Origin of the sequence: Achromobacter sp. D10, from assembly GCF_035282245.1 — a bacterium.
Lineage (GTDB): Bacteria > Pseudomonadota > Gammaproteobacteria > Burkholderiales > Burkholderiaceae_B > Achromobacter > Achromobacter insolitus.
The window spans coordinates 659,562-671,690 of sequence record NZ_JAYJLE010000004.1 but is presented as its reverse complement, the minus strand read 5'-3'; the positions used below and the strand labels follow the sequence as shown (position 1 = coordinate 671,690).

Annotated in this window: 11 protein-coding genes; 6 read left to right on the top strand and 5 right to left on the bottom strand. The window is 65.9% G+C overall.

Features of this window, described 5'->3' with window-relative positions:
- The first annotated feature begins 158 nt into the window (after nt 1-158).
- Nucleotides 159-1,646, top strand: coding sequence for a 23S rRNA (uracil(1939)-C(5))-methyltransferase RlmD (rlmD, locus tag VCS63_RS15335; protein WP_323880251.1), 1,488 nt, complete (start codon nt 159-161; stop codon nt 1,644-1,646).
- A gap of 22 nt (nt 1,647-1,668) precedes the next feature.
- Here rlmD and cueR read toward each other — a convergent pair whose 3' ends face one another.
- Nucleotides 1,669-2,061: a Cu(I)-responsive transcriptional regulator gene (gene cueR / locus VCS63_RS15330; protein WP_042793726.1), complete on the bottom strand. Its 393-nt coding sequence runs from the start codon at nt 2,059-2,061 to the stop codon at nt 1,669-1,671.
- Nucleotides 2,062-2,185: 124 nt separating this feature from the next.
- Between cueR and VCS63_RS15325 the strand changes: the two genes are divergently transcribed.
- From VCS63_RS15325 to VCS63_RS15315, 3 genes are all read left to right on the top strand, one after another.
- The gene (locus tag VCS63_RS15325; protein ID WP_042793725.1) at nt 2,186-2,386 is read left to right on the top strand and encodes a heavy-metal-associated domain-containing protein; all 201 of its coding nucleotides are present in this window, start codon (nt 2,186-2,188) and stop codon (nt 2,384-2,386) included.
- Between the two features lie 175 nt (nt 2,387-2,561).
- The gene (locus tag VCS63_RS15320; protein WP_042793724.1) at nt 2,562-3,290 is read left to right on the top strand and encodes a glutathione peroxidase; all 729 of its coding nucleotides are present in this window, start codon (nt 2,562-2,564) and stop codon (nt 3,288-3,290) included.
- Between the two features lie 218 nt (nt 3,291-3,508).
- Nucleotides 3,509-4,945, top strand: a complete 1,437-nt coding sequence (locus VCS63_RS15315; RefSeq protein WP_063640130.1) for a dihydrolipoyl dehydrogenase — start codon at nt 3,509-3,511, stop codon at nt 4,943-4,945.
- A 103-nt stretch (nt 4,946-5,048) separates the two neighbouring features.
- Here the strand turns inward: VCS63_RS15315 and VCS63_RS15310 are convergent, their stop codons facing one another.
- The 3 genes from VCS63_RS15310 to VCS63_RS15300 all read right to left on the bottom strand — a co-directional run bounded on the left by VCS63_RS15310 (nt 5,049) and on the right by VCS63_RS15300 (nt 8,103).
- Nucleotides 5,049-5,939 carry a 23S rRNA (adenine(2030)-N(6))-methyltransferase RlmJ gene (locus VCS63_RS15310; protein WP_063640131.1) on the bottom strand — a complete coding sequence of 297 codons (891 nt, stop codon included), beginning with the start codon at nt 5,937-5,939 and terminating at the stop codon, nt 5,049-5,051.
- A gap of 12 nt (nt 5,940-5,951) precedes the next feature.
- Complete coding sequence (gene ugpQ / locus VCS63_RS15305) at nt 5,952-6,701, bottom strand: glycerophosphodiester phosphodiesterase (protein ID WP_323880249.1); 750 nt, start codon at nt 6,699-6,701, stop codon at nt 5,952-5,954.
- Nucleotides 6,702-6,810: 109 nt separating this feature from the next.
- Complete coding sequence (locus tag VCS63_RS15300; protein ID WP_063640133.1) at nt 6,811-8,103, bottom strand: M20/M25/M40 family metallo-hydrolase; 1,293 nt, start codon at nt 8,101-8,103, stop codon at nt 6,811-6,813.
- 344 nt (nt 8,104-8,447) lie between these two features.
- On the opposite strand from VCS63_RS15300, the gene VCS63_RS15295 reads away from it, so the two are divergent.
- The gene (locus tag VCS63_RS15295; protein WP_042793719.1) at nt 8,448-10,409 is read left to right on the top strand and encodes a SurA N-terminal domain-containing protein; all 1,962 of its coding nucleotides are present in this window, start codon (nt 8,448-8,450) and stop codon (nt 10,407-10,409) included.
- A gap of 11 nt (nt 10,410-10,420) precedes the next feature.
- Here the strand turns inward: VCS63_RS15295 and VCS63_RS15290 are convergent, their stop codons facing one another.
- A complete protein-coding gene (locus VCS63_RS15290; RefSeq protein ID WP_042793718.1) occupies nt 10,421-11,068 on the bottom strand; it encodes an arylesterase in 648 nt (215 codons plus the stop codon).
- On the opposite strand from VCS63_RS15290, the gene VCS63_RS15285 reads away from it, so the two are divergent.
- The gene (locus tag VCS63_RS15285) at nt 11,067-11,744 is read left to right on the top strand and encodes an ABC transporter ATP-binding protein (RefSeq protein ID WP_063640134.1); all 678 of its coding nucleotides are present in this window, start codon (nt 11,067-11,069) and stop codon (nt 11,742-11,744) included. The two genes, VCS63_RS15290 and VCS63_RS15285, sit on opposite strands and share 2 nt — an antisense overlap.
- The last annotated feature ends 385 nt before the right edge of the window (nt 11,745-12,129 follow it).

The window sequence follows — 12,129 nt, the reverse complement described above, 5'->3', positions numbered from 1 at the left end:
CAGCGCCGGCATTGGGCTTGCCCCAGGCGGCGACATGAATCGCTTCGGGCAAGCCCTTTTTTCATGGCGGGGGCGTTCCGGCCCCGATGCAGCCATTTCCAGGATCGGCCGCAGTCCTTTTACAATAATGGGTTGCGTGTAATTCTGGACTGCGTGAGATGTCTGACGTTTTGAGTATTGAATCCCTGGACCTGGAAGCCAGGGGTATCGCCCGCCGCGACGGGAAAGTCGTCTTCGTGGAAGGCGCCTTGCCCGGCGAACGGGTCACGGCCGTCACGGTGCGCCGCAAGCCGTCCTACGAGATTGCGCGGCTGGATGAAGTGCTGCGGCCCTCGTCGCAGCGCGTGACGCCGCGGTGCCCGCATTTCGGCGTCTGTGGCGGCTGTGCCATGCAGCATCTGGAGCCCAGCACGCAGGTGGCTATCAAGCAGCGTTCGCTGGAAGACACGTTCTGGCACGTCGGCAAGCTGCGTCCCGCGCGCATCCTGGCGCCGCTGCAAGGTCCGACCTGGGGCTATCGCTACCGCGCCCGCCTGTCGGTGCGCGTGGTGCCGAAGAAAGGCGGCGTGCTGGTCGGGTTCCACGAGCGCAAGAGCAGCTATGTAGCCGACATGCGCGAATGCCACGTGCTGCCACGCCACGTCAGCGATTTGCTGATCCCGCTGCGCGAAATGATCGGTTCCATGTCGGCGCCGGACCGCATGCCGCAGATTGAAGTGTCGCTGGGCGAGGGCGTGACCGCGTTGGTCCTGCGCCACTTGCTGCCGCTGACCGACGGCGACATCGCCATCCTGCGCGCCTTTGCCGCCAAGCATAACGTGCAGTGGTGGCTGCAGGCCAAGGGCCCGGACACCGTGCATCCGCTTGAACGCGAGCATGGCGACACGCTGGCCTACACCATGCCGGAATTCGGCCTGCGCATGCCGTACCGGCCGACCGACTTTACCCAGGTCAACCACGCCATCAACCGTGCGATGGTGTCGCGCGCTTTGAAGCTCCTCGAAGTCCAGCCGACCGACCGCGTGGCGGATCTGTTCTGTGGACTCGGCAACTTCACGCTGCCGCTCGCAACGCAGGGCAGGGAGGCGGTCGGCGTAGAAGGCAGCAAGGCGCTGACCGACCGCGCTTTCGAGGCGGCGTCGCGCCACGGCCTGGCCGACCGCACCAGCTTTGCCACCTTGAACCTGTTCGAGGTAGACGTGGATTGGCTGCGTGGCCTGGGCTATTTCGACCGCATGTTGATCGATCCGCCGCGCGAAGGCGCGCAGGCGGTGGCGCAGGCGCTGTCACAATTGGAGGCGCACGAGCGCCCCGTGCGCATCGTGTATGTCTCCTGTAATCCGGCCACGCTGGCGCGCGATGCGGCCATCATGGCGCATGAAGGCGGCTATGTGCTCAAGAGCGCGGGCGTGATCAACATGTTCCCCCATACGGGCCATGTCGAGTCCATCGCCGTGTTTGAATCGCTGGACGCCGAAGGCATCCAGAACGTGCGGGAACGTGCCCGCCAACGTGCCATCCAGGCCGCGGCGGACGCCGCAGCCGCCGAAGCAGCGAAGGAGGCTGCCGCCGCCGAGAAGGCGGCCGCCAAGCAGGCCGCTACGGACGCCTATCACGCCAAGGTGGCTGCCGAGGCGCAGGACTGATTGCCAGCCAGGCCTGGGCGGCTCAGTGCTTGCAGCTCAGGCCTTCGAGTATCGGGCAGTCCGGCCGGTCGTCGCCGTGGCAATGCGCGGCTAGGTGCTTAAGCGTGGCAGCCATGTCGCGCAGGGCCTCGGCCTTGCGTTCCAGTTCCTGCACGTGTTCCAGCGCGATGCGCTTGACGTCGGCGCTCGCGCGGCTGCGGTCCTTCCACAGGGCCAGCAGTTCATTCATCTGTTCCACCGAAAAACCCAGGTCCCGCGCGCGGCGCACGAAGCGCAAAGTGTGCAGATCGTGCTCGCTATACACGCGGTAGCCGGAATCGGTGCGCCCGGCAGGGTTGATAAGGCCGATGCTTTCGTAGTAGCGGATCATCTTGGCGGAAATGCCGGAACTCTTGGATGCCTCTCCAATATTCATTGCGTTGCTCCTGTATGGCCCGAGTTCGATTCTACGCTTGACCTTGCCATAATTGGAAGGTTTAAGCTGCCTTACATGGTGAACGAAATGACGTTCATCACCCTTGAATCCTCTGGAGATAACTATGAGCATCGAGTTCCAAGTGCCTGACATGACCTGCGGCCATTGCGTCAAGACCATCACCGGCGCGGTGAACCAGGCGGCGCCGGGTGCGACCGTCACGGTGGACTTGCCGACGCACCGTGTCACGGTGACGGGCGCCGACGACGCGGACAAGATCGAAGACGCGATCCGCGACGCGGGCTATCAGCCCCTGCCGGTGTAACTCCTCCAGGCGCGGGGCTGGGCTATGATAGGTCTGGCCTCGCTATGATTATTTCTTCATTGCTAAAAACTATCGATTCATTGAATTTATTAAATTTGAATAATTGATAGTAAGGATTTATCATTCTTTCCATGGTGGTTAATCAAACAACCCCGCTACCCCAAGGAGAGATTGAATGCTGCAAAACCGCGAAGGCCAACGTGTTCCGAACGTAACGTTCCCGGTCCGTCAGGACAACACCTGGAAAAAGGTCACGTCCGACGACCTGTTCAAGAACAAGACCGTCGTGGTCTTTTCGCTGCCCGGCGCCTTCACGCCGACCTGCTCGTCGACCCATCTGCCGCGCTACAACGAACTGGCTCCCGCGTTTTTCGCCGCCGGAGTGGACAGCATTGTCTGCGTGTCGGTGAACGACACCTTCGTCATGAACGAATGGGCCAAGGACCAGGAATCGGCCAACATCACGCTGCTGCCCGACGGTAATGGCGAGTTCACCGAGGGCATGGGCATGCTGGTCGACAAGAGCGACCTGGGCTTCGGCAAGCGCAGCTGGCGCTACTCCATGCTCGTCAAGGACGGCGTGGTCCAGAAGATGTTCATCGAGCCGGAAAAGGAAGGCGACCCGTTTGAAGTGTCGGACGCCGACACCATGCTGGCTTACTTTGCCCCGTCGGCCAAGAAGCCCGACCAGGTGGTCGTGTTCTCCAAGCCGGGCTGCCCGTTCTGCGTCGAAGCCAAGGCGCTGCTGGATGCCAAGGGTTACGCCCCGATCGAGATTCCGCTGGAAAACAAGGTCCGCGGTCGTGTGATCGGCGCCGTGTCGGGCAAGGGCACCGCTCCCCAGGTGTTCATTAATGGTTCGCTGATCGGCGGCCTGGAAGACCTGAAGGCGCACTTCGCCTAAGCGTCTGCAATCCTCGGCTCCGGGCTGGCCCTGGAGCCGGGGCAGGCGGCGGGGCGCCTCGCCGCCCCACCGCCTTCCCTGCGAGTTTCCCTTTTTATGCACCTTTGTACGCGGCCCTGTGCGGGCGCTGCGGGACCGTCTACGTCCTGAGGGTGCGCAACAAGGTGAATCCGCCTTCCTGAATCCTTGCTCCACGCCACATCGGGGGATACCCAGTCATGAAAATTCTGCATACCGACATCGCTGTCATTGGCGCCGGCACCGCCGGCCTGGCCGCCTACCGCGCCGCCCGTGCCGCGGGCCAGCGCGCGCTGCTGATTGAAGGCGGTCCCTACGGCACCACCTGCGCGCGCGTCGGCTGCATGCCTTCCAAGTTGCTGATTGCCGCCGCCGAAGCGGCCCATGGCGCGGCCCATACTGAGCCGTTCGGCGTGCACGTGGGCGGCGAGATCACGGTGGATGGAGCGGAGGTGATGGACCGCGTCAAACGCGAGCGCGATCGTTTCGTGGGCTTCGTGCTGGAGGGTGTGGAGAGCATCCCCGCCGAAGACAAGCTGCGTGGCTATGCGCGTTTCGTGTCCGACACGGTGTTGCGGGTGGATGACCATACCGAGGTGCGCGCCTCCCGCGTCGTGATCGCCACGGGCTCGCGCCCGTCCGTGCCGCCGCCTTTCCGGGCTTTGGGTGACCGCCTCGTGGTGAACGACGACGTGTTCGCATGGGACGATTTGCCGCGCCGCGTGGCCGTGTTCGGTCCGGGCGTGATCGGGCTGGAACTGGGCCAGGCGCTAGCGCGCCTGGGCGTCGAGGTGCGTGTTTTCGGCGTCAGCGGCAGCCTGGGTGGCATCAGCGATCCCCAAGTGCGCAGTACAGCGCGAAAGATTTTCCAGCGTGAGTTCTACCTGGATCCGGATGCCCGCGTGCTGGAGACGGTCCGTGTGGGCGACGAAGTGGAAGTCCGCTACGTCACGCTCGACAACACCGAGCGCACCGAGCGTTTCGACTATGCCTTGGTGGCCACGGGCCGCCGTGCCAATGTGGACGGCCTGGGACTTGAAAACACGACGCTGCAACTGGACAAGCACGGCGTACCGCAGTTTGACCGCGAGACCATGCAGGCGGGCAGCTCGCCCATATTTATCGCGGGTGACGCCAATGCCGATGCGCCCCTGCTGCACGAGGCCGCCGATGAAGGCCGCATCGCCGGCGAGAATGCGGCCCGCTATCCGGAGGTGCGCAAAGGCTTGCGCCGCGCGCCGTTGGCGGTGGTGTTCTCGGACCCGCAGATCGCCATGGCAGGCCAGGGACATGCGCGGCTGGTGCCCGGTACGTTCGTGACCGGCGAGGTGGATTTTGGCGACCAGGGCCGATCGCGCGTCATGCTCAAGAACCGCGGCATGTTGCACGTCTACGCCGACATCGAGACCGGCCGCTTCCTAGGCGCCGAAATGGTTGGCCCGAGTGCCGAGCATATCGGTCACTTGCTGGCCTGGGCCGTGCAGCAAGAGCTGACCGTGGCGCGCATGCTTGAGATGCCGTTCTATCACCCCGTGATAGAGGAAGGCCTGCGCACGGCGCTGCGCGACGCGGCGGCGAAGCTGGCCCGGGCGCAGGAGGCGCTGCGGCGGGAAGAACCGGAGAGTGAGCCGGCTTGATGGCGGACGGGCTTGGGCGCGGCTTTGCCACGCTTTGCCCCGTGCTGCGCCCGGAACGAAAAAGGCCACGCTGTTGCGTGGCCTTTTGGCTTTCGGGTCGGTATCAATCGTCCGATTGCTTCTTGGGCACGGGGAACGGATTTTCGCGGAACTGCAGCGTAAAGCCCGCTCGCTCGTCCTGACCCAGCGTGCGCGCCAGATAAGGCATGGCTTGCTTCAGGGCGTCGTGTAGCGTCCAGGGCGGATTGATCAGGAACATGCCGCTGCCGTGCAGGCCGTAACCGTCGATGGCCGCCTTTTTGACGGTCAGGGTGGCATGCAGCCAGCTCTTGACCTTCAGATTTTCGAGGTGGCGCGCCATTTCGTTGGCTTCGCGCCGTTGCACCAGCGGATACCAGACGGCATAGGTACCGGTGGCGAAGCGCTTGACGCATTCCTTGACCGCGGTGAGCGTGCGGCGGTAGTCGTTCTTGTCTTCGTACGAGGGGTCGATCAACACCATGCCACGTCGGGTGGGCGGCGGCAGCAGCGCCTTGACGCCTTCGAACCCGTCGTCGCCGTAGATGGTGGTCTGGCGTTGCGCGGCGCGGCCCTGGTGTTCCAGGTTGCCGACCAGCGTGTCGATTTCGGTCGGATGCATTTCAAACAGGCGCAGCCGGTCGGAGGGGCGCAGCGCGTCCAGCGCCAGCCAGGGCGAGCCCGGATAGCGGCGCAGGCGGCCGTTGGCGTTGTAGCTGCGGATCCGGGCGACGTACTCTGCCAGGATGGGGGGCAGGTCTTCGGCTTCCCACAGGCGGCCGATGCCGTCGGCGAACTCCGACGTCTTGGCGGCCCAGTCGCTGTCCAGGCTGTAGAGCCCGGCGCCGGCGTGCGTGTCCACAACCCAGTAGGGTGCGTCCTTTTTATTGAAGTAATCCAGCGTGTGGATCAGGATGGCGTGCTTGAGCACGTCGGCGTGGTTGCCGGCGTGAAAGGCGTGGCGATAACTGAACACGGGCGTCCTGCCTCAGGCGGCCGGCCGGATGGCGGCCAGCTCGTCGGTGAATATGCCGTCGATGCCCCAGTCGAGCAGCAGGCGGGCGCGCTCCGGGTCATTGACGGTCCAGGCCGCGATGCGGTAACCGGCGGCATGCACCGCGTCGATCAGTTCGCGGGTAGCGTCTTTCTGGTTGATGTTCAGGGCCACGCACTCGTATTTGGCCAGGCGTTCACGCCAGTCGGCGGGGACCTTTTCCACCAACAGCGCGCGCGGCAGTTCGGGGGCGGACTCCAGCGCGGCCTGTAGCGCGTCCTCGGCAAACGAGGACAGCAATGGAGCCTGGACCGCGCCTTGCCACAACTGGCGCGCGGCCAGCGCCACGGCGCGGCCGGTCTCGGCCTCGCGCCCGGGGCAGGGCTTGATCTCGACGTTGCTCGCGATGCCGTTGGCGACCGTGTAGCGGGCCACGGCGGCGAAGGTGGGCAGCGGTTCGCCAGCATAGGCGGCGGAGTGCCAGCTGCCGAAATCCAGCTGCGCCAGCTCGGCAAAGGTCCTGGTTGCAGCGGGGCCCCGGCCGTTGGAGGTCCGGTCCACGTCGTCGTCGTGCATCAGCACCAGCACGTTGTCGCTGCTCAGCTTGACGTCGTATTCAAACATCGTGAAGCCGTGCTCGGCGCCCACGCGCATGGCGGCGAGGGTGTTCTCCGGAGCCAGACGGCCGCCGCCGCGGTGCGCGATGTAACGGGAGTAGGGCCAGGAGGGGAGTTTTGCGCTCATTTGGGTGTTGCTTCGGGTTCTTTTGGTCAGGGTTGCAAGGATACTCCTTCTGCGCGCGGAATCCGGGCAGGCCTGGGGGAGGCGAGCGCGCCCAGGCCTGGCCCAGGGTCTACTTCATGGGCGCCTTGTCTTGGGACACGTCCATGATCATCCGCGCCGCGAGGTACAGGCGCGGCACGATGCTATTGATCTGGATGTACTCGGCGTCGTTGGAGTGCGCGCCAAAGCCGCTCAGGCCCATGCCTTCGATCACCGGGCCGCGCGCCTTCAGGGCGGCGAAGGCGGCGTCGGTGCCGCCGCCACTGGCGCGGTCCACGACTTTCATCGGCAGGTCCAGTTCCTTGTAGATCTGCACGCCGTGCTGCGCGAGCGCGCGCGAGGCCGGCGTGGCTTCCAGCGGCGGGCGTCGGACTTCGAACTTCACGCTGACCTTGGAGTCGGGCAGCAGCTTCTTCTGAATGCGTTCTTCGAGGGTGCGCGATAGCGCGTCGAAGTCGGAGACGCGCAGCGCGCGGGCATCGGCCTGGGCGGTGGCCTGACCCGGGATGACGTTGCGGTTGGTGCCGGCCTGGGCGACGGTCCAGTTCAGCTTCAGCCCTTCCTCAGGCTTGGAAAGCTTGTCCAGCTGCAACAACTGGTGCGCCAGCTCATACAGGGCATTGACACCGCCTTCCGGCCGCGCGCCCGCGTGCGACGTCTTGCCCTGTACGGTGAGGTACGCCGCGCCGATGCCGCTGGTGGCCAGCGTCAGGCGAGCTTCAGCGCCGCCGCCCTCAAACGAGAACACCGCGTCCTGGTCGGCGCCCAGCCGGGTGATCGTGCTGCGCGCGCCGGGCGAGCTGATTTCCTCGTCGCCGTTGATCAGCACGGTAAGCGTCCCGTAATCCTCGAAGCCCAACTTCTGCAGCAGCGTCACGGTATGGATGATGGTCGCCACGCCGTGCTTGTCGTCGGCGATGCCCAGCCCATAGGCCTTGTCGCCGTCAATACGGAAGGGTTGGTCTTTCAACATGCCGTTGCGGTAGACCGTGTCCATGTGAGCGATCAGCATGATTTTCTTCTGGCCCTTGCCCTTGAACTCGGCATGGACCATGGGGCCGACCTTCTCCGGCGTGTCATCGAGGCGGAAGATGTCGGTGGGCTGGATGATCTCCACCGTTGCACCCAAGGCCTTGAGCCGGTCCCGGATCAGGGCGGCGATGCGTTCCACCCCTTCGACGTCCTTGCTGCCAGATTCGATGCCGACCAGGTCGCGCATGGTGTCGAGCATGGCCTGCTGCTGGGCCTGGGCGGCCTCGTGGACGGCGGCGACCGGCGCGGCCAGCGCGGCGGGGGCGCCACCCATGAAGGCCAGGGTCAGGCAGGTGCTGAGTATATGCAGGCGGGGAGATGGGAACGGCATCAATGTTTACCTCTGTGCGTGCGTGGAAGGGACCGCGTCCCGGCGGGCGCGGCGTCAGGGCAGTACGGGCTTACCCTGACAGGCCACGATACGGGGGGCGTAAAGGCCTGGAAATGGTGGTTCCCCGGGTTGACGCGGGGACGGGTTCCATGCCGCCGGGGCGGGGTGGCGGCCCCGGCCGGAGGTTGCGAGGATCCCTGTCTCCCAGCCGAATGAGAAATGCTAAAATCCGCCCGCTGATCCGGTATTGACCGGTATGGGAATAGGGCGAATCGATTTCGCCTTTTTTTATGCGTTTTCTTGCGGCTTCGGGTGTTTGCCTGGAGCGCGGCAACAGGGATTCCATGTTCGAATTTATTCGCAGCCATCGGCGCTGGATGCAGTTCATCCTGCTGCTTCTGATCGTGCCGTCCTTCTTTCTGGTCGGTATACAAGGCTATGACAGCTTTATGCGCGCCGAGCCTGAACTGGCTACGGTCAATGGCCAGCCCGTGTCGCGGGCCGAGTTCGATCAGGCGCACCGCAACCAGCTGGAGCAGTTGCGCCAGCGTCTGGGCGCCCAGTTCGATCCGGCCGTCATCGACACGCCGGCGCTGCGCGAAGGCCTGCTCAATCAACTGATCAATCAGCGCCTGCTGGCCAACGTCGCGGTCGACAACCGTTTCTCGGTTTCCGATGAAACGCTGCGCAACACCATCGCCGCAATTCCTGAAGTTCAGGACAATGGTCGTTTCTCGCCCGAGCGCTATCGCCAGGTGCTGGCTGCGCAAGGCATGTCGCCGACCTCGTTCGAAGCCGGCCTGCGCCGAGACCTGGCGGTCGCCCGCGTGCTGGAGCCCGTCGGTCAGTCGGCCCGCGCACCGGGCGAAGTCGTGGCTGCGCTGGAAACGGCGCTGACGCAACAACGCACGGTGCAATTGCGCCGCTTCGCCGCTGCCGACTACCGCTCGCAGGTCAGCGTCAGCCCGGCCGACATCCAGGCCTGGTACGACGCCAACAAGCAGCAGCTGCAGATTCCCGAACAGGTCCAGGTCCAGTACCTGGTGCTGGACGAGGCTGCCGCCACGCAGGGCGTGCAGGTCAAGGACGAGGATCTGGCTTCCTATTACGAGCAGAACAAGAACCGCTTCGGCCAGCCTGAACGCCGCCGCGCCAGCCACATCATGATCAACCTGGCACCCGGCGCCTCGGAAGACGCCCGCAAGGCTGCCCGCGCCAAGGCCGAGGACCTCGCCAGGCAGGCTGCCGCCGATCCCGCGCAGTTTGCCGAGCTGGCCCGCAAGAATTCGCAGGACGCCGGTTCGGCCGCCAATGGCGGCGATCTGGGCTGGCTGGCTCCGGGCATGCTGACCGGTCCCTTGGAAAAGGCCATTTTCGGCCAGGCCAAGGACCAGGTCTCTGGCGTGATCGAAACCCCGTCCGGCCTGCACGTGGTCAAGGTCACCGAAATCCAGCCCGCCGCCATCAAGCCGCTGGCCGAGGTCAAGGACCAGATCACCGCCGAAGTCCGCAAGCAGCTTGCCGCCGTGCGCTTCTCGGAAATGGCCAGCCAGTTGAACAAGCAGGTTTACGACCAGCGCGACAGCCTGCAGCCCGCCGCCGACACCGTCGGCCTGAAGCTGCGCACCGCATCCGGCGTGACCCGCGAAGGCCTGCTGCCCGCCGACAAGGCTGGTCCGGGTTCGGCTGCCGCCAGCCCGGATGCCGCGCTGCTGGACAACCCCCGCGTGCGCCAGGTGCTGTTCTCGCCCGACGTGTTGCGTGAAAAGCAGAATTCCGGCGTGATCGAACTGTCGCCCGACACCATGCTGGCCTTGCGCGTTGCCGCTGTCGAACCGGCCCACGTGCCGCCGCTGGACAAGGTTTCCGACACGATCCGCGCCAAACTGCTGGACGAACGCTCCGCCGAAGCCGCCAAGAAGGCCGGCGAGGCCGCGCTGGCTGCCGATAAGGCCAATCCCGCCGCCACGCCCGAGGGCTTTGGCGCGCCCGTGATCGTCTCGCGCCAGGATCCCAAGGATCTGCCGCGTCCGGTCCTGGATGCCGTCATGCGCCTGCCGGCTGCCACGCTGCCGGCCTACGCTGGCGTGCAATCGGGTTCGGATTACACGCTGGCGCGCCTGGAGAAGGTTGAGGCCGGCACGGTCGACCCGGCCGACAAGGAACGTCTGGCGCAGCAGTTGTCGGGCGCCTGGGGCCAGGCCGAAAACGAAGCCATGCTGCGCATGCTGCGTGAAGAGTACAAGGTGCAAGTGCTGCCCGCGGCCGCCGCGGTCATCCGCGGCGATCAGCCGGCAGCCGGCTGATCAAGCCGAAATCAGTTCAACAGTGGCCGCAGCGTCGGCCACACGTTGTCCAGTAGCAGAGGCTGGGCATCCTCGTTCGGATGGATGCCGTCGGCCTGGAACATCGCCCGGTTCGTTGCAATACCTTCCATCAGGAAGGGCACGAGCCGGGCGTTTTCGTCTTTGGCGACCGAAGGGAATACCTGGGCGAACCGCTGGGTGTAGTCGCGGCCGTAATTGGGCGGTATCTGCATGCCGACGATCAGGACCTGCGCATCGGCCTTGCGCGCCGCCTGGGCCATGGTGCGCAGATTCTGCTCGGTCATGGACAAGGGCAGGCCGCGTAACGCGTCGTTGGAGCCCAGCTCCAGCACCACCACGGCCGGCGCATGCTGGCGCAGTAATGCGGGCAGGCGGGCCACGCCGCCGCTGGTCGTATCACCGCTGATGCTGGCGTTGACGACCTGGTACTTGGGGTATTGTTCCGCTACGCGCGCGGAAAGCAGCGGCACCCAACCCGTGCCGCGCTTGATGCCGTATTCGGCGGACAGGCTGTCGCCCAGGACCAGTACGGTACGCGGAGCGGAACCCTGGGCCGCGGAAGCGGTCTGAGCGTGGGCGGGCGCCACGATGGCGGCCGCCGCGGCGGTCATGAGTAGCAGACGGGAAAATAGGCGCATGGATAGCAAGAATTCGATCGAGGTGAAAGGGCTGGGCAAGCAGGTAGCCGATGCCGGCGGGACGCTCTCCATCCTGGAAGGTATCGATTTTACGGTCGAGGCGGGTAGCGCGGTCGCCATTACGGGCAGCTCGGGGTCCGGTAAGTCCACGCTGTTGGGACTGCTGGCGGGCCTGGATGTTCCCAGCGCGGGCAGTGTGCGCCTGGCCGGACAGGACTTGTTTGCACTGGATGAGGATGGCCGCGCGCGTCTGCGCGCCAACCACGTGGGATTCGTATTCCAGTCGTTCCAGTTGCTGCCGAACCTGACGGCGCTGGAAAACGTCATGCTGCCCCTGGAGCTGGCCGGGCAATCAGCCCGCGACGCGGCGCAGGCCATGCTGGAGCGAGTGGGGCTGGCCAAGCGCCTGCATCATTACCCCCGCACCCTGTCGGGCGGAGAGCAACAGCGCGTGTCGCTCGCCCGCGCATTCGTAGTGCAGCCAGACCTGCTATTCGCCGACGAGCCCACCGGCAGCCTGGATGCCGCCACGGGCGTAACCGTTATCGACCTGATGTTCGACCTGCATCGGGAACACGGCACCACGCTGGTGCTGGTGACCCACGACCCGCAGCTCGCCGCCCGTTGCGGACGGCAATTGGTGCTGGCTGCGGGGCGCCTGACCAACGGCGCCTGACACCAACCCCGGCCCACCGCCGGGCCGTCCCAAGGTGGGCCACCCCCCTCGGGGGGCAGCAAGCGCGCAACGCGCGCGCAGCGTGGGGGCCTCGGCCCACCGCCGGGCCGCCCCAAGGTGGGCCAGCCCCCTCGGGGGGCAGCAAGCGCGCAACGCGCGCGCAGCGTGGGGGCCTCGGCCCACCGCCGGGCCGCCCCAAGGTGGGCCAGCCCCCTCGGGGGGCAGCAAGCGCGCAACGCGCGCGCAGCGTGGGGGCCTCGGCCCACCGCCGGGCCGCCCCAAGGTGGGCCAGCCCCCTCGGGGGGCAGCAAGCGCGCAACGCGCGCGCAGCGTGGGGGCCTCGGCCCACCGCCGGGCCGCCCCAAGGTGGGCCAGCCCCCTCGGG

Bases quoted from the DNA above. Each gene is read 5' to 3' on its own strand.
- rlmD (WP_323880251.1), top strand. From the start codon at position 159: ATGTCTGACGTTTTGAGTATTGAATCCCTGGACCTGGAAGCCAGGGGT.
- cueR (WP_042793726.1), bottom strand. From the start codon at position 2,061: ATGAATATTGGAGAGGCATCCAAGAGTTCCGGCATTTCCGCCAAGATG.
- VCS63_RS15325 (WP_042793725.1), top strand. From the start codon at position 2,186: ATGAGCATCGAGTTCCAAGTGCCTGACATGACCTGCGGCCATTGCGTC.
- VCS63_RS15320 (WP_042793724.1), top strand. From the start codon at position 2,562: ATGCTGCAAAACCGCGAAGGCCAACGTGTTCCGAACGTAACGTTCCCG.
- VCS63_RS15315 (WP_063640130.1), top strand. From the start codon at position 3,509: ATGAAAATTCTGCATACCGACATCGCTGTCATTGGCGCCGGCACCGCC.
- ugpQ (WP_323880249.1), bottom strand. From the start codon at position 6,701: ATGAGCGCAAAACTCCCCTCCTGGCCCTACTCCCGTTACATCGCGCAC.
- VCS63_RS15300 (WP_063640133.1), bottom strand. From the start codon at position 8,103: ATGCCGTTCCCATCTCCCCGCCTGCATATACTCAGCACCTGCCTGACC.
- VCS63_RS15295 (WP_042793719.1), top strand. From the start codon at position 8,448: ATGTTCGAATTTATTCGCAGCCATCGGCGCTGGATGCAGTTCATCCTG.
- VCS63_RS15285 (WP_063640134.1), top strand. From the start codon at position 11,067: ATGGATAGCAAGAATTCGATCGAGGTGAAAGGGCTGGGCAAGCAGGTA.
- VCS63_RS15290 (WP_042793718.1), bottom strand. From the start codon at position 11,068: ATGCGCCTATTTTCCCGTCTGCTACTCATGACCGCCGCGGCGGCCGCC.